We start from the raw sequence: 16,348 nt of genomic DNA, 5'->3' as shown, positions 1-16,348 counted from the left end.
GAAAGGTGATCGGGGAGGCGCGCCCGTGGCGGAACAGGCATTCCAGGTCGATCTACGCGGCGTGGTGGATCTGCTGAGCCGGCATCTCTACGCGAGCCCGCGGGTCTACCTGCGGGAACTGCTGCAGAACGCGGTGGACGCGATAACCGCGCGCGGCGGCGACGGCGGCCGGGTCGAGATCGAGACCTCGGGCGGGACGCTCCGCGTCCACGACGACGGCATCGGGCTGACCACCGACGAGGTGCACACGCTGCTCGCGACGATCGGAAGGTCGTCCAAGCGGGACGAGCTGGGCTTCGCCCGGCACGACTTCCTCGGCCAGTTCGGCATCGGCCTGCTGTCGGCGTTCCTCGTCGCGGACGAGATCGAGGTCGTGACGAAGTCAGCGCGGGGCCCTAGTAATGGGCAGGGCGCGGTCCGCTGGACGGGCCGTTCCGAGGGCAGCTACCGGGTCGAGCCCGGCGAGCGCGACGAGCCCGGCACGACGGTCACGCTGCGGGCCCGTCCGGGGTCGGCGGAGCTGCTGAGCCCGCCGGTCGTGGCCGAGCTGGCCCGCGTCTACGGCTCGCTGCTCCCCGTCGAGCTGGTCGTGGACGGCGTGCCGATCACCGGCGACGGCCCGCCCTGGCAGGTGCGGCACCGCGACCCGGCGTCGCGCCGCCGCGCGCTGGAGCGGTACTGCGAAGACCTCTACGGCTTCGTGCCGTTCGACGTCGTCGACCTGGAGGTGCCCGAGGCGGGCCTGACGGGCGTGGCGTTCATCCTGCCCGACCCGGTGTCCCCGGCGGCCCGCGCGTCCCACCGCGTGTACCTGAAGCGGATGCTGCTGGCCGAGGGCGTGGAGGGGCTGCTGCCCGAGTGGGCGTTCTTCGTGCGCTGCGTCGTGGACGCGGGCGAGCTGCGCCCGACCGCGAGCCGCGAGGCCCTCTACGAGGACGAGCTGCTCGACTCGGCGCGGCAGGGCCTCGGCGGCGCGCTGCGGCAGTGGCTCGTGAAGCTCGCCGAGACCGATCCGGCCCGGCTGCGGGCGTTCCTGCGGCTGCACCAGCTCGGCGTGAAGGCGATGGCGCTGCACGACGACGAGATGCTGCGGATCGTCGACCGGTGGCTGGACTACGAGACGTCCGCCGGTCCGATGACGCTGCGCGAGTTCCGCCGCCGCCACCCGGACGGCCGCTACACCGCGAGCGTGGAGGAGTTCCGCCGGCTGTCGGCGGTGGCGGGCGCGCAGGGCGTCGGGCTAGTCAACGGCGGCTACGTCCACGACACCGAGATCATCGAGCGGCTGCCCGACCTGGACCCGGACATCCGGCTGTCCCGGCTGGAGGCGGCCGAGCTGACCACGACGTTCGGCGTCCTGGACCCGGCGACGGAGCTGGCGCTGCGGCCGTTCATCGCGGCGGCGCAGCGCGCGGTGGAGCGGCTCGGCTGCGAGATCGTCGTCCGCGAGTTCGACCCGGCGTCGCTGCCCGCGCTGTTCCTGACCAGCCGCGACGCGCAGTTCCGCGAGGAGCTCAAGCGCGCGCGGGAGGAGGCGAACGAGCTGTGGGCCGACGTCCTCGGCGCGGTCGGCGCGAGCGCCGGGGTGGAGCGTCCGCAACTGGTGCTGAACTACCGGAACCCGCTGGCGCGGCGCGTCACGTCCCTCGGCGTCGGCGGGCCCGGCGTCGGCGGGCCCGGCGCCGGTGCGGAGACGACCGCCCGGACCGAGCTGGTGGAGCTGGCCGTCCAGGCGCTCTACGGGCAGGCGCTGCTCCTCGGCCACCATCCGCTGCGGCCCGCCGACACGGCGGTGCTGAACCGTTCCTTCATCGGCCTGCTGGAATGGGCCGTGCACCCCCCGGAGGCTCCCTAGTGACCAGCGATTCCAGCGATCCCAGCGAGGACGTCGCCGCCCTGATGGGGCGGGCGGCGGAACTGCCCTACGGCGAGGCCAGGACCGTCCTCGTCGAGGACGCGCTCCGCCGCGCGGAGGCGGCGGGCGACGAGGTCCTGGCGTTCCAGGTCCGGGTCAGGCTGACCAACGCGTACCGGTACGGCGGCGAGCCCCTGAAGGCGTTCGCGACGTTCAGCCGGACGCTCGCCGACCACGACCGCGACCCGGCCCGGTTCGACGAGACGCACGGCCTGATGTGGCAGATGAAGGCGGCCGTCAGCTCGCTGACCCTGTTCCCGGAGATCCCGCTCGACCGAGCCTACGCCGTCCTGGACGACATGGAGCGCCGCTACAAGGCGGGTGGGCACAGCCTCCAGGCGGTCTACCACTACCGCAACATCGTGGCGCGGCACGTCGGCGACGGCTCGGCGGACGAGTGGTACACCAAGTGGCGCGCGGCCGAGCGGGACGAGCTGTCCGACTGCGAGGGCTGCGATCCGACCGGCATGGCCCGCCATCTGGTGGAGGCCGGCCGGTACGAGGAGGCGTTCGAGGTGGCGGCGCCGGTGCTGAGCGCGCAGCTGTCCTGCAACGAGCAGCCGCAGTCGATGCAGACGACGCTCCTGCCCGTCTACCTGCGGACGGACCGCGCCGAGCAGGCCGCCGACGCGCACCGCCGCGCCTACCGCGTGCACCGCGGGCGCCTCGCCGACCTCGGCGACATCGCCGAGCACCTGGAGTTCTGCGCGGTCACCGGCAACGAGGCGCGCGGGCTGGAGATCCTCCAGCGGCACGTCGGGTGGCTCGACAAGGCGCCGAGCACGCACGCGGAGATGGAGTTCTGCGCGGCTGCGGCGCTCGTCCTCGCGCGGGTGGAGGCGGCGGGGCACGGCGGGCTGACCGTCCGGCGGCGCGCCGCCCAGGACGGCCCGGCCACGGACGTGCCGGTGCCGGAGCTGCGGGCCGAGCTGGCCGGGCGCGCGACGGAGCTGGCGGCCCGGTTCGACGCCCGCAACGGGACGTCCTGCCAGGGCGACAAGGTGCGCGCGACGCTGGCGGGCGAGGAGGTCTTCGACTACGTCCCGCTGGCCGCGCACCACCGGCGTCCGGCGCCCGCGCCGAAGCCGGAGACCGTCTCGCCGGGCGAGCCCGGCGACGACATCGCCTCGATCGGCGACTTCGACGCGCTGCTCGACATCGCCGACGCGCGGCGCAACCGTCCCGGCCTGGACCGCGCGATGGCGGCGTGGCGGCGGTTCGACGCCCTCGCGGAGACGGCGGAGCCGACGCCGCTCCAGCGGGCCCGCCGCCTGGACGGCGAAGGCGTCCAGCACGCCGTGGCCAACCGCGATGAGGCCGCCGTCGACTGCTGGGAGCGGGCGTTCGCGCTGTTCGAGGAGCTGGGCGACGAGGCGAACCGGCACCGAGTGCTCAGCCGTCTCGGCGCGATGCGCGCGAAGGCGGGCGAGGGGCGCGGCCTCGCCGACATGGCCGCCGCCGCCGAGTACTTCGCGGCGAACCCGACGGGGGAGGGCGACGCGATCAGCACGCTCCTCCGCCTCGCGACCGCGCACGTGGAGCTTGAGCGGCCCGCCGAGGCGCTCGCCGTGCTCGACCGGGCGGTTCTGGACGGCGACGGCGCCGACCGGGCGGGCGAGTACTGGTTCGTCCGCGCGCAGGCGCTGCTGATGTCCGGGCAGGTGGACGACGCGGTCGACGCGCTGCGCACGTCGGCCGAGACGGCGCGCGGGTCCGAGGACCGGGAGGAGGTCGCCGCGCCCGCGCTGCTGCTCGCCCGCACGTTGGCCCGCCGCGAGGGCGGCGCTGACGACGAGACGTTTGCCCTGTTCGACGAGGCGCTCGGCGTCCTGGCGGGGCCGTCACCGATGCGTGCGGCGGCGCACACCGAGCGGGGCCTGGCGCTGCTGGCCCAGGACCGTCCGGGCGACGCGATCCCCGACCTGGTCGAGGGCATCGCGGGCTGGACGGCCGAGGGCATGCCGATGCGGGCCGTCCACCTGCGGGTCGACCTCGCCGCCGCCTACCTGTCGACCGGCCGCCACCTGGAGGCGGCGGAGACCGCCGAGGAGGCGCTGCCCGCGCTGCCCGGGTTCGTGGACGCGGGCGACCCCGACGCCGAGCGCCGCTGCCGCCTGATCCTCGCGCACGCGCAGAAGGAGCTGCGCGAGGCGGACGCCGCCGTGTCGTTCGAGGCCCTCGCCAAGGACGCCGCCGAGGCCGGACGTTTCGACGCCGTCGCGCACTTCCTCAACGAGGCCGCCGACGTCCTGACCGACCTCGACCGCGACGTCCAGGCCGCCGAGCGGTACGCCGAGGCGGCCGCCGCGTACGAGAAGGCGGGCGACCCGTACGGCGTCGTCCGGACCCGCCGCCGGTACGCGATGTGCCTGCTGTGGACCGGCGACCGCGAGGGCGCCGTCACGGCGGCGGAGACGGCCCGTGCCGCGCTCGCCGGGCTGCCCGCCGACAACGAGCCCGCCCGCGTCTGGGAGGCGGCGCTCCTGTCCTACGACCACGCCCGCATCCTCGCCCAGGCGGGACGGCTCCAGGAGGCGGCCGAGCAGGCGTCCGCCGCCGTGGACGGCTTCACCGCCCTGGACGAGACCGGCCCCGCCGAGGAGGCCGCGACCCTCCGCGACGACATCAGGGCCGCGCTGGAGGACTGAGGCGGTCCGCGCCCCCGGACGGGACGGCGTCGACGAACCGGGGGGACGGCCAGCCGCGCCGATCGTAGGCGGCGGCGACGGCGTCCCTCACCCGGTCGGCCCGGCCCGCCGGGGCGAGGACGAGCACCGACCCGCCGAACCCGCCGCCGACCATGCGTCCGCCCCGCGCGCCCGCGCGCAGGGCGGCGTCGACGGTCGCGTCCGCCTCGGGCCAGGACGCCTCGAACTGGTCGCGCAGCGACAGGTGCGAGGCGTTCAGCATCGCGCCCAGCTCGGCGACGGCCCCGGCGCGCAGCAGGCCCACGGCGGCCTCGACCCGGTGGTTCTCGGTCACCACGTGCTGGACGCGCCGCCGCAGCACGGGGTCGCGGAGCGTCCCGAGCGCGGCGGGCAGGTCCTTCACGTCGCGGAGCGCGGGGACGCCGAGCAGCGCGGCGGCCTCCTCGCACTCGGCGCGGCGGCGCCCGTACTCGCCGCCGGTCAGCGCGTGCGCGGCGCGGGTGTCGACGACGATCAGCGCCAGCCCGGCGGCGGCCGGGTCGAACGGGACGCGCGACGACAGCCCGCTGCGGCAGTCGAGCATCAGCGCGTGCCCGGCCTCGCAGAGCAGGGACGCCGCCTGGTCCATGGGTCCGCAGGGGCTTCCGGCCTGCTCGTTCTCGGCGCGCTGCGCCAGCCGGGCCAGCTCGGGACGGTCGATCCGCACCCCGTGCAGGTCGCAGAGCGCCAGCGCGGTCGCGCATTCCAGCGCCGCCGACGACGCGAGGCCCGCGCCCTGCGGCAGGTCGGAGTCGATCAGCAGGGACGCGCCGCCCGTCCCGCGCTCGCGCAGCACCCGCGCGACGCCGACCGGGTACGCGGCCCACGCGCGGTCGGCGGGCCAGCCCTCGGACGCGACCGTCCCGCCGTCGACGGGCGCGGACACCGCCGTCGCGGCCTGCCGCGACCGGACCTCGACCACGCCGTCGTCGCGCCGCGCCCCCGCCACCGAGATTCCTCGCGAAATGGCGAACGGCAGGACGAGCCCGTCGTTGTAGTCGGTGTGCTCGCCGATCAGGTTCACCCGTCCCGGCGCCCGCCAGACGCCCTCGGGCGCGCGCCCGAACGCCTCCGCGAACGCCGCTTCGAGCGCCCCGGTCAGCGGGAGCGCAGGAACGTCCACGCGTCGTCGATCATGGTGCGCAGGTCGCGCTCGGGCTTCCAGCCGAGCTCGGCGCGGATCTTCTCGGACGAGGCGACCAGCACCGCCGGGTCGCCGTCGCGGCGCGGCGCGACCTCGGCCGGGATCTCGCGGCCGGTCACCTCGCGGCACGCCTCGACGACCTCGCGGACGGAGTTGCCCGTGCCGCTGCCGAGGTTGAAGATCTGGTGGGAGCCGGGCGCGGCCGCGTCCAGCGCGAGCAGGTGGGCACGGCCGAGGTCGGTGACATGGATGTAGTCGCGGACGCACGTCCCGTCCGGCGTCGGGTAGTCGTCGCCGAACATCTTCACGGCGTCGCCGTCGCCCTGGGCGATCTTCAGCACGTTCGGGATCAGGTGCGTCTCGACCGTGTGCCGCTCGCCGTGCCGCCCGTAGGCGCCCGCCACGTTGAAGTACCGCAGCGAGACCCCGCCGAGGCCGTGCAGCCGCGCGTACTCGGCGAGGGCCGTGTCGATCGCCAGCTTCGACGCCCCGTACGGGTTGGTCGGACGGGTCGGGTCGGTCTCCAGGATCGGCGTCGACTCCGGCTCGCCGTACGTCGCGGCCGTGGAGGAGAACACGATCCGCGGGACGCCCGCGACGCGCATCGCGTCCAGCAGGGCGAGGGACTCGCCGAGGTTCTTGTCCCAGTACAGGCCGGGCTTCTGCACCGACTCGCCGACCAGGGACTTCGCGGCGAAGTGCAGGACGGCGTCGAACCCGGCGCCCGCGAGGACGTCCGCCGCCGTGTCGCGGAGCGTGCCGCGCACCAGCCGGGCGCCGTCCGGCACCGCGTCCTCGTGCCCGGTGGACAGGTCGTCGAGCACGACGACCTCGTGCCCCGCCTCCAGGAGAAGAGCGGAGACGACGCTGCCGATGTAGCCGGCGCCTCCGGTGACGAGCAGCTTCACGAATGGACCTCCATGAGACGACTCTCTTACGGCGGGGTCAGGCCAGGCTATCCGCAACCCGGGACGGGGAACGCTGAACTCATGGACAGGACGCCGTCGCGGCGACCCGGAGTGGCCGCGCGGCCGCTGCTGTGGCTGCTGTCGGGCGCGGCCGACCTCGTCGTGCGGCTGTCGGGCGCCGACCCGGACGCGCTCCGCGAGGAGCTGACCGCCGAGCGGATGCGCGCCCTCGTCGCCCGGAACACCCAGCTCACCCCGGACGAGCGCGCCCTGATCGAGGAGGTGTTCGCGGCGGGGGAGCGGCCGCTGCGGGAGGTTCTCGTCCCGCGCACCGAGGTCGTGTTCCTGGACGCCGCGCAACCGCTGTCGGACGCCGCGCGGGCCGCCGCCGGGAGCCCGCACTCCCGGTTCCCGGTCTGCCGCGACTCGCACGACGAGGTGATCGGGTTCGTCCACATCCGCGACCTGCTCGCCCCCGACCCGCCCGCGGCGGACGCCCCGGTCGGCGAGCTGGTGCGGCCGGTGAAGTTCCTGCCGCCGTCCAAGCGGGTCCTGCCCGCGCTGACGGAGATGCGCCGCGAGGGCTGCCACCTCGCGATCGTCATGGACGAGTACGGCGGCGTGGCCGGGATCGTCACCCTGGAGGACCTCGTGGAGGAGCTCATCGGCGACATCCGCGACGAATATGATGTCCAGGACGCGCAGGCGCGGCGCCTGCACGGCGGCGTGGTCGAGGTCGACGGCCTGCTCAACCTCGACGACTTCGCCGCCGAGACCGGCATCCGGCTGCCCGCCGGGCCGTACGAGACGGTCGCCGGGCACATCATGGCGGTGCTCGGCCGCGTGCCCGCCGAGGGCGACGCGGTGGACGCCGCCGGGCACCGCCTCGCGGTGGCCCGGATGGACGGCCGCCGGGTGGCCCGCGTGCGCGTCACCCCGCGGGCGACGCCGCCGCAGCTCGTGACGGCGCCGCCCGGCACCCCGCCCGCGACCCCGCGGGCGGCCGTCGGCCCCGCCGCCCCCGGCCAGGCCGCGACCGGTCCCGCCGGCACGGGCCCGGCCGCCTCCGGCTCCGCCACCGGTCCCGCGACCGGCGGCGGCCGGGCGGCGGGCCGGACGTCCGGTGGGGCCACCCGCGGCGGCGCCTCGGGCGGCGCCTGAGAGAATCGGTCCGTGCACATGTCCGAAGCGTCCAGCCCCGCCGCTCCCGGCGCGTCCCAGCCCGGCGGCGCGCTCACCCCGCGCGTGCTGTCCGGCATCCAGCCCACCGCCGACTCGTTCCACCTCGGCAACTACCTGGGCGCGTTGCGGCAGTGGGTCGCCATGCAGGACACGCACGACGCCTTCTACTGCGTGGTCGACCTGCACGCGATCACGATCGAGCACGACCCCGCCGTGCTGCGCCGCCGGACGCTTGTCGCGGCCGCGCAGCTCTTCGCGATGGGCCTAGATCCCGACCGCGCCACGGTTTTCGTGCAGAGCCACGTCCCGGAGCACACGGAGCTGGCCTGGGTGCTCGGCTGCCTCACCGGGTTCGGCGAGGCCGGGCGGATGACCCAGTTCAAGGACAAGTCGTCCAAGCAGGGCACGAGCGGGACGAGCGTCGGCCTGTTCACCTACCCGATCCTCCAGGCCGCCGACATCCTGCTGTACTCGCCCGAGCCGGGCGAGGGCGAGCGGGCGCTGCGCGTCCCCGTCGGCGAGGACCAGCGCCAGCACCTGGAGCTGACCCGGACGCTCGCGCAGCGGTTCAACCACCGGTTCGGCGACACGTTCGTGCTGCCCGAGGCGCACATCCCGCCCGGCGCCGCGAAGATCACCGACCTCCAGGAGCCGGACGCCAAGATGAGCAAGTCGGCGTCCTCCCCGCAGGGGATCATCGACGTCCTGGAGGAGCCCGGCCCGATGCGCAAGAAGATCATGCGCGCGGTCACCGACACCGGCTCCGAGGTCGTCTACGACGAGGAGAAGAAGGCCGGCGTCACCAACCTGCTGCGGATCTTCTCCGCGCTGGACGGCGCCTCCGTCCCCGACCTGGAGAAGCGCTACGCGGGCTCCGGCTACGGGCAGTTCAAGAAGGACCTCGCGCAGGTCGTCCTCGACACCTTCGCGCCGATCAGAAAGCGCACGCTCACGCTGCTGGACGACGAGTGGCACCTCGACGAGCTGCTGCGGCGGGGCTCGGACCGCGCGTCCGAGGTCGCCGCGCGGACGATGGAGACCGTGCGCGAACGGGTGGGATTCGTGGGACGTGGCCGCTGACCGTCCGGCGCGCGACGATGCGGGGGGGCGACCCCCCGCACCCACCGCAACGCCCCGGGACGCGGGGGGACGGCCTCCCGCGCCCTCCGGCGGCGTCCGCGCGATCGGCGTGGCCATTCCGATCCCCGACCCGCACGGCGCGTTCCTCCAGGCCAGGCGGGCCTCGTTCGGCGACCCGATGGCGCACGCCATCCCGACGCACATCACGCTGCTGCCGCCCACCGAGGTCGACGACGCCGAGCTCGCCGTCATCGAGGAGCATCTGAGGGAGATCGCGCGTACCGAGCGGCCGTTCCAGATCAAGCTCCGCGGCAGCGGAACGTTCCGTCCCGTGTCACCGGTCGTGTTCGTCGCGCTCGCCGAAGGAATCGGCGGCTGCGAGCGCGTCCAGGCGAGGGTTCTGTCCGGGCCGTTGGCGCGCCCGCTGCCGTTCCCGTACCACCCGCACGTGACGATCGCCCACCACCTCCCGGACGACGTCATGGACCGCGCGTTCAAGGACCTCGCGTCCTACAGCGCCGACTTCGACGTGTGGGGCTTCGCCCTGTACGAGCACGGGCTGGACGGCGTGTGGCGCCCGCAGCGCGACTTCGTCTTCCGCGGCTGATCCGGTCCAGGCCCGTCCGCGCTGGTCACCGACGGTCGTTTACCACTCGATTACGGTCTGCCGCATCGAGTTACCGCTTCCGGGTACGTTGCCGACATGCGCCAGGCGATCAGCGGGGTCCAGCGGAAGGCCGACGCTCTGTTCGGAGGCGCGAAGGACGTGCTGCGCGCGGCCCGCGCGCGGTGGCGCTGGGTCGATCACCAGGGGAGGGCGCTGCAGCGCTACCGGGAGCGGCGCGGCGACCGGCTCGCCGCCGCCCTGACCTGCTACGGGTTCCTGTCGTTCTTCCCGCTGCTGGCGCTCGCGTACGCGCTGCTCGGCTATCTCGTCGGGCTCAGCGACGAGGCGCGCGACTACTTCGTCCGCGCGGTGAACTCGATGCTCCCCGGCCTGTCCGAGGACCTCCAGGTCGAGCAGATCGCGCAGTCCAAGACGACGGTCGGGATCATCGGGCTCGTCGCGCTGCTCGTCACCGGGCAGGGCTGGGTGCAGGTGCTCCGCGAGGCGCTGCGCGACATGTGGGGCTACGAGCCGGGCGGCGGCGGGAACTTCGCCGTCAAGCGGGTGTGGGACCTGGCCGTCCTCGGGTTCCTCGGCGTCGTGCTGATCTGCGGGATGGCCGTCTCGACGGTCACGACGTCGGCGACGCACACCGTCCTCGGCTGGGTCGGGCTGGAGGACGTCCCCGGCGCGGGCACCGCGCTGCGGCTGCTGTCGCTCGCCTGCGCGACCGCGTTCAACACCGTGATCTTCCTGGTGCTGTTCACCCGGCTGTCCGGGACGCAGGCGCCGTGGCGGCGGATCTTCCGCGGCGCGCTGTTCGGCGCGGTCGGCTTCGAGATCCTCAAGCAGACCGCCTCGCTGCTCCTCGCCCGGACGACCGGGAACCCGGTCTACGGCGCGTTCGCCGTCCTGGTCGGGCTGATGGTGTGGATCAACATCGTGTCCCGGTTCGCGCTGTTCGTCGCCGCGTGGACGGCGACCCGCCGCGTCGTCCTCACCGCCGACGCCGACGCCGAGCCCGGAGCGGACGTCAACGCCCTGGCGGAGGCGGAGGAGCCGCCCCCGCCGAAACCGACCGAGCCAAAGCCAGTGGCCGGGACGAAACCGCCGGAGGCAAAAGCCACCGGGCCGAAACCGGCCGAGGCGAAACCGGCGACCGAGGCGAAACCGGAGGGGCCGAAGCCATCGACCGAACCGAAACCGGCGGCCGGGGCGAACCCGGCCGGGGTGAAGCCGACGGGGTCGGGGCGGCGGCCGCCGCCCGGTCAGGACCAGAAGGCGTCGTCGGCGTACTGATCCTCGGCCAGCGTCCGGATCTCGGTGATCCGGCCGTCCGCGATGCGGAACAGGTCGACGGCGCGGCCGTCGAGGACGCGCCCCGGCCGCTCCGCGTAGGTCTGGACGAGCGCCGTCCCGTACTCCTCGTTCGCCATCACCGCGTACGGCTCGGCGCGGAACGTCCCGCCGGACAGCTCGAACAGGCGGACGTAGAAGCCGAGCACTTCGGCGGGCGTCCGGTACTCCCCGGCGAGCGGCCCGTTCCCCGGGACGCGGTGCACGACGTCGTCGGCGAGCAGCCCGCGGATGAGGCCCATGTCGCCCTTGGCGAAGGCGGTGTAGCCGTCCTTCAGCAGCGCGACGTTCGGATGTTCGAGCGCGGGCCCGCCAGACGTGGAGACGTACATGTCGGACATGCCGGGCTTCCCTCCGGGCTTCCCCTCGCGCCTTCCGCCACCGCGAGCGTAAGCCCGCCCGGACGCGCGGGCCAGCGCCCGACGACGCCCAGAGCGAACCTTTACCGCAGGCCGGAAAACGGATTCGGGTGCGGCGGCCAGCCTCGGCGGGCAGGGGTCAGCCGCCGGCGTCCGGAGTCAGTGGCCGGGGTCGTCGGGGGCCGCGGCCGACCGGTAGCGCAGGCCCTCAAGCCGCCTGCGCCGCCGCAGCACCACGAACAGGACGAGGATCGCCAGCAGCGCGCCCACCGTCCCGCCGCCGACGAGCAGCCACGCCCGGTGCGTGCTGTTGGACGCGAGCGGCTCGTCCGGCAGCATGCCGTCGGCGCGGTCCTTCTCCGAGCTCTTCGGGGTGCCGGGCGCGACGAGGACGCCCACCGGCTGCACCTTGCCGCGCGCCTCGAAGCCCCAGTCGAGCAGCTTGGCCGCGTACGGGGACGGCGGCCGGTCCGCCTTCATCAGCGCGATCACGACCGTGTGCCCGCCGCGCCGCGCCTCGGCGACGAACGTCTGCTGCGCGGCGACCGTGTAGCCGTTCTTGCCGCCGATCATCCCGGCGTACGCCTCGCGCTCGCCCGGCAGCATGTGGTTGTGGGTGTGGATCGGGTACCCGCCGACCTTCTTGCCCTTCTTGAGCTCCTTCTTGCTCGGCGGAGCCGGGAACTTGAAGTCGATCGCCCGCATGTAGGAGAGGTAGGCCGGGTTCCGCATCCCCTCGCGCAGGACGAGCGCCAGGTCGTACGCCGACGTGTGCTGGGTGCGGACGGTCAGCCCGAGGTCCTTGTCGAGCCCGTTCGGCGACCCGGCCAGCGTGTCGTGCGCGTTGATCCGCTTGGCCTCGGCGTTCATGTCGGCGATCGTCTTGCGCATGCCGCCGTTCGCCTCGGCGAGCGTCGTCGCGGCGTCGTTGGCCGACATCATCAGCATCGCGTGGAACAGGTCGGAGATCTTGTACTGCATCGTCGGGGTCAGCCCGACCTTGGTGCCCTCCACGTCGCAGGCGTGCTGCGACGGCCGGACGAGGCGCTGCGCGTCCAGCCTCGGGATGAGCGTCAGCGCGGTCAGCGTCTTGATCGTGCTGGCCGGGAGGTACTGGCCGTGCGCGTCCTTGGCGGCGAGGACGTCCCCGGTGTCGGCGTCGGCGACGACGTAGGAGCCCGCGTTGATCTTCGGCAGGGCCGGCACGCCGGGCGCGCGGTTGACGACGACGCCGCGTCCGGCGAGCTGCGGCCCGCCGAGCGGGCCCGCCGGGTCGGCCGCGGGCGCCGCGGTGGCGGGCGCCGCCACGAGGACGGGCCCCGCGGTCAGGGCGACCGCGGTCAGCGGCACGGTGATCATCGTCACGGCGCGGCGGACGCTCGTCCGCTCCCGTCGCTCTGCTCGCAAGCTTCCGACGCTCCTCGATCCCGTGGGAGCCCTATCGCTCCCCACGCGCATGCGCGTACCGCCCATGACTCCCCCGAAGACTAGGCGACGTATCCGGCGAAGGGGTACCCGAACGTGAACACGGCAAGCACGGGACGTACGCGACGCCGGGCGCACTCCGGTGATGCACGGTATGTAACGGACGCCCCCTATCCGTTACGCTTAGTCGCCACAGGTATTTTGGGACGCACTGACTAGTTCGATCGGATGGTGCCCCAGACAAGATCAATGACCGAAAAGTATGGCACGGGATGCCCGCCGACCCTCCGCATGAGTCAATTGATCCGCAAAGGGCATGAGACCCGGCAGGGCGGGGAGCACGGACGCCATCATGGAACGAACACGTGACCTGGACCGGCGTTTGTCCAGGCTTAGGGACCCGCTGGCTGAATTGCGCCACGTGCCACGCAACGACCTGCAAGGATTGTGGACGGAGGTTGGCCGTGGCCATTGACTTCAACGCATCGGACGGGGCGACGCTGGGCGTCGAGTGGGAGATCCAGCTCGTCGATGCGGAGACCAGGCACCTGCGGCAGGACGCACGCGAGGTGCTCGCCGCCCTGCCGTCGCTCAGCGAGAACGGCGACAACCCGCCCGTCCGGCACGAGCTGATGGAGTCCACGGTCGAGGTCGTGACCGGGATCCGGCACACCGTCGCCGAGGCCAAGGCCGACCTCGCCGGGACCCTCACCGCCCTCCGGGCCGCCGCCGCCGACCGCGGCATCGCGCTGGCCTGCACCGGCACCCACCCGATCAGCGACTGGCGGGACGCGGTCATGGCGCCCACCCGGCGCTACGCCGAGCTGATCGAGGAGATGCAGTGGCTCGCCCGCCGCATCCAGACGTTCGGCGTCCACGTGCACGTCGGCGTCTCCGCAGGCGCCAGGGCCATCCCGATCGTGAACGCCCTGTCGGCCTACCTGCCGCACTTCCTCGCGCTCACCGCGTCCAGCCCGTTCTGGAAGGGCAGCGACACCGGTCTCGCCTCCAGCCGGGCGATCGTGTTCGGCCAGCTCCCGACCGCCGGCCCGCCCCACCTGCTGGACGACTGGGCCGCGTTCGAGGATTACATGGACACGCTCCTGCGTTCGGGAACCATAAGGAGCATCAAAGAGGTGTGGTGGGACATCCGCCCGCATCCCGACTTCGGCACGGTCGAGATCAGGATGTTCGACGGGATCCCCACCATGCGCGAGGTCGGCATGGCGGTGGCGCTGTGCCAGAGCCTGGTCACGCTGTTCGAGCAGCAGCTCGACCGCGGGTACACGCTGCCCCGGCCGGCCGCCTGGGTCGTCCGCGACAACAAGTGGCGCGCCACCAGGTACGGGCTCGACGCCATCGTGATCACCGACGACACCGGGAGCACCGCCCCGCTGCGGGACGACCTCTACGAGCTGATCAGGGAACTGGAGCCCGTCGCCGACCGGCTCGGCTGCGCCGAGGAGCTCAAGGTCGCGGGGGAGGTACTGGAACACGGGGCGCCGTACGAGCGGCAGCGCGCGATCCGCGCCGAGGGCGGGACGCTGGAGAACATCGTCGACGCCGCCGTCACGGAGCTCGCGGAGGACAGGTTCGTCACACTGGGGGAGGTCGCACATGCCGGAGCGTGAGGACCCGGCCGGACGGGGGCCCGACCCGGGTGACGCGGGCCGCGAGCCCGGAAGCGACGCAGGACGCGAGACAGGGCGCGAGGCAGGGCTCGACACCGGCCGCGGGGCGGGCCGGGACGCGGGCGCCGAAGCGGACACCGACACCGCGAGCACCGACACCGCGAACACAGACACCACCGGGCGGAGACCCTTCGGCTCCGCCGTCGCACAGGGGGCGCACATGACACCACACCCGGCACCCGGGGTGATGCCCGGCCTTGAACCGCCCGCCGCCTCGGGGCCGACCGGCCCGGCGGCCCGCGGCACCGAGGCCCACGGCACCGGAACGCGCGGCACCGGAACGCGCGGCACGGCGGCGGGGGAGGCCGCCGAGACCGCCCGCGGTTCGCTGCCCGCCGAGACGCTCGCCGCGCAGGACCCGGCCGACGAGGGCGTGACCGGCGGCATCGTGCCGAGCCCGGCCGTCCCGGGCGCGGCGTCCGCGGGCTCGGCGGTGCTCGGCGGCGCGGTGCTCCAGCCGCAGCTCGACGCGTTCCTCGCCGCGCACGAGGACGAGCTGATCGCGTTCCGCCGCGACCTGCACATGCACCCCGAGCTCGGCTACGCCGAGCACCGCACCACCCGCAAGCTCGCCGAGCGGCTGCGCGCGGCGGGCCTGTCGCCGGTGATCCTCCCCAAGGGCACCGGCCTGTTCTGCGACATCGGCCCCGCCGACGGCACCACGATCGCCCTCCGCGCCGACATCGACGCCCTCCCCCTCCAGGACGAGAAGGAGAAGGCCCCCTACCGCTCGACGGTCCCCGGCGTCGCGCACGCGTGCGGCCACGACGTCCACACCTCGATGGTGCTGGGCGCGGGTCTGTTCCTCGCGCAGCAGGCCGCCGCGGGGCTGCTGCCCGGCCGCGTCCGGCTGCTGTTCCAGCCCGCCGAGGAGACCCCGGGCGGCGCGCTCGACGTGATGGCGGCGGGCGGCATCGTCGGCGTCGACCGCGCGTTCGCGCTGCACTGCGACCCGCGCATCGAGGTCGGCCAGCTCGGCCTGCGCACCGGCCCGATCACCGCGGCCTGCGACAAGGTGTACGTCAAGGTCACCGGGCCCGGCGGGCACACCGCCCGGCCGCACCTGACCGCCGACCTCGTGTACGCGCTCGCCAAGATCGTCACGGAGCTGCCGTCCGCGCTGTCCCGGCGGGTCGACCCGCGCTCCAGCCTGTCGCTCGTGTGGGGACGGGTGTCCGCCGGGTCGGTCGCGAACGCGATCCCGGACGACGGCATCGCCGAGGGAACGGTCCGCTGCCTCGACGACGACGCCTGGCACCGCGCGCCCGAGATGATGAAGGCGCTGCTCCAGTCGGTCGCCGCCGCCTACGACGTGGAGGCGTCGCTGGAGTACGTCCGGGGCGTCCCGCCGACCGTGAACGAGGCGGCCAGCGTGCAGATGTTCCGCGACGCGGCCGCGCAGGTCATCGACGAGGAGGGCGTCGTCCCGACCCCGCAGAGCCTCGGCGGCGAGGACTTCGGCTGGTACCTGGAGTCGATCCCGGGCGCGCTCGCCCGGCTCGGCGTCCGCACCCCCGGCTCGCCCGGCGAGTACGACCTGCACCGCGGCGACTTCGACGTCGACGAGCGCTGCCTCGCGGTCGGCGTGCGGGTGCTGAGCGCGACCGCGCTGACCGCGCTGTGGGAGGGTGGCCGTCCCGGCGACGCCGCGCCCGTCGAGGGCGCCGCCCTTGCCTAGCCGCGGGCGCCTTCACGACCCGGGATGACGACCCGGTATAACGGCCCGGAGTGACGAGCGGGGTGGCGTTGCGGCGCAGCGAACACTCACCCTGCGGACACGCTCACTCCGGGTAATCTCCGTCCCCGCGACTCCTCGCTGGCCGGGAGCGGCTGTCCATGCCCTGACCTGGGGCGCTGACCTGTGGCGATATGCGTACGCCTTGGTAACGGACCTGTTGCGAAACGGTGCACCCGGGAAGTTTGCCCGCATTCGCGAGGTAGCGTCCGATCGATTTCGGTGGCCGTACCGGTCGCCGGACCGTGGGTGGGGAACG

At 74.0% G+C, this 16,348-nt stretch carries 12 protein-coding genes; 8 read left to right on the top strand and 4 right to left on the bottom strand.

All coding sequences use genetic code 11. The annotated features are described in order from the left end of the window. Positions 1-25: 25 nt before the first annotated feature. Positions 26-1,855 carry an HSP90 family protein gene (locus FXF65_RS34940; RefSeq protein ID WP_148354336.1) on the top strand — a complete coding sequence of 610 codons (1,830 nt, stop codon included), beginning with the start codon at positions 26-28 and terminating at the stop codon, positions 1,853-1,855. Then, positions 1,855-4,563: a hypothetical protein gene (locus FXF65_RS44130; RefSeq protein ID WP_187412665.1), complete on the top strand. Its 2,709-nt coding sequence runs from the start codon at positions 1,855-1,857 to the stop codon at positions 4,561-4,563. The genes FXF65_RS34940 and FXF65_RS44130 overlap by 1 nt, the downstream gene beginning before the upstream one ends. Here FXF65_RS44130 and galK read toward each other — a convergent pair. Next, entirely contained in the window at positions 4,541-5,725 is a 1,185-nt protein-coding gene (gene galK / locus FXF65_RS34930; protein ID WP_246199313.1) for a galactokinase, read from the bottom strand. The two genes, FXF65_RS44130 and galK, sit on opposite strands and share 23 nt — an antisense overlap. Continuing rightward, entirely contained in the window at positions 5,701-6,654 is a 954-nt protein-coding gene (gene galE / locus FXF65_RS34925) for a UDP-glucose 4-epimerase GalE (protein ID WP_148354335.1), read from the bottom strand. The genes galK and galE overlap by 25 nt, the downstream gene beginning before the upstream one ends. A gap of 81 nt (positions 6,655-6,735) precedes the next feature. Here galE and FXF65_RS46030 point away from each other — a divergent pair, with 81 nt between their 5' ends. The 4 genes from FXF65_RS46030 (at position 6,736) to FXF65_RS34905 (ending at position 10,822) form a co-directional block, all read left to right on the top strand. Then, positions 6,736-7,815, top strand: coding sequence for a hemolysin family protein (locus tag FXF65_RS46030; protein ID WP_281288980.1), 1,080 nt, complete (start codon positions 6,736-6,738; stop codon positions 7,813-7,815). Positions 7,816-7,833: 18 nt separating this feature from the next. Further along, a complete protein-coding gene (gene trpS, locus FXF65_RS34915; RefSeq protein ID WP_148354455.1) occupies positions 7,834-8,916 on the top strand; it encodes a tryptophan--tRNA ligase in 1,083 nt (360 codons plus the stop codon). Positions 8,917-9,025: 109 nt separating this feature from the next. After that, on the top strand, positions 9,026-9,523 hold the full coding sequence (locus FXF65_RS34910; RefSeq protein WP_148354334.1) for a 2'-5' RNA ligase family protein: 498 nt from the start codon (positions 9,026-9,028) through the stop codon (positions 9,521-9,523). A 96-nt stretch (positions 9,524-9,619) separates the two neighbouring features. Beyond that, positions 9,620-10,822 (top strand): YhjD/YihY/BrkB family envelope integrity protein, encoded by a 1,203-nt coding sequence (locus tag FXF65_RS34905; RefSeq protein WP_222868888.1) that lies wholly within the window; start codon positions 9,620-9,622, stop codon positions 10,820-10,822. Here the strand turns inward: FXF65_RS34905 and FXF65_RS34900 are convergent. Both FXF65_RS34900 and FXF65_RS34895 read right to left on the bottom strand, forming a co-directional pair. Beyond that, positions 10,792-11,220 (bottom strand): nuclear transport factor 2 family protein, encoded by a 429-nt coding sequence (locus tag FXF65_RS34900; RefSeq protein WP_148354333.1) that lies wholly within the window; start codon positions 11,218-11,220, stop codon positions 10,792-10,794. The genes FXF65_RS34905 and FXF65_RS34900 overlap by 31 nt on opposite strands. 177 nt (positions 11,221-11,397) lie before the next feature. Next, positions 11,398-12,645, bottom strand: a complete 1,248-nt coding sequence (locus FXF65_RS34895; protein WP_246199312.1) for a D-alanyl-D-alanine carboxypeptidase family protein — start codon at positions 12,643-12,645, stop codon at positions 11,398-11,400. 482 nt (positions 12,646-13,127) lie between these two features. On the opposite strand from FXF65_RS34895, the gene FXF65_RS34890 reads away from it, so the two are divergent. Continuing rightward, positions 13,128-14,294, top strand: coding sequence for a glutamate--cysteine ligase (locus FXF65_RS34890; protein WP_148354332.1), 1,167 nt, complete (start codon positions 13,128-13,130; stop codon positions 14,292-14,294). Positions 14,295-14,787: 493 nt separating this feature from the next. Beyond that, positions 14,788-16,032: an amidohydrolase gene (locus FXF65_RS34885; RefSeq protein WP_187412678.1), complete on the top strand. Its 1,245-nt coding sequence runs from the start codon at positions 14,788-14,790 to the stop codon at positions 16,030-16,032. Positions 16,033-16,348: the final 316 nt, after the last annotated feature.

The sequence above is a fragment of the Actinomadura syzygii genome (assembly GCF_008085905.1).
In the GTDB taxonomy this organism is placed as follows: domain Bacteria; phylum Actinomycetota; class Actinomycetes; order Streptosporangiales; family Streptosporangiaceae; genus Spirillospora; species Spirillospora syzygii.
Note: the sequence above shows the minus strand (reverse complement) of the source record. Positions and strands in the feature narration are given on the sequence as shown.

Coding starts and splice junctions, on each gene's coding strand:
- FXF65_RS34900 (WP_148354333.1), bottom strand. CDS start 11,220: ATGTCCGACATGTACGTCTCCACGTCTGGCGGGCCCGCGCTCGAACAT.
- trpS (WP_148354455.1), top strand. CDS start 7,834: ATGTCCGAAGCGTCCAGCCCCGCCGCTCCCGGCGCGTCCCAGCCCGGC.
- FXF65_RS34905 (WP_222868888.1), top strand. CDS start 9,620: ATGCGCCAGGCGATCAGCGGGGTCCAGCGGAAGGCCGACGCTCTGTTC.
- FXF65_RS46030 (WP_281288980.1), top strand. CDS start 6,736: ATGGACAGGACGCCGTCGCGGCGACCCGGAGTGGCCGCGCGGCCGCTG.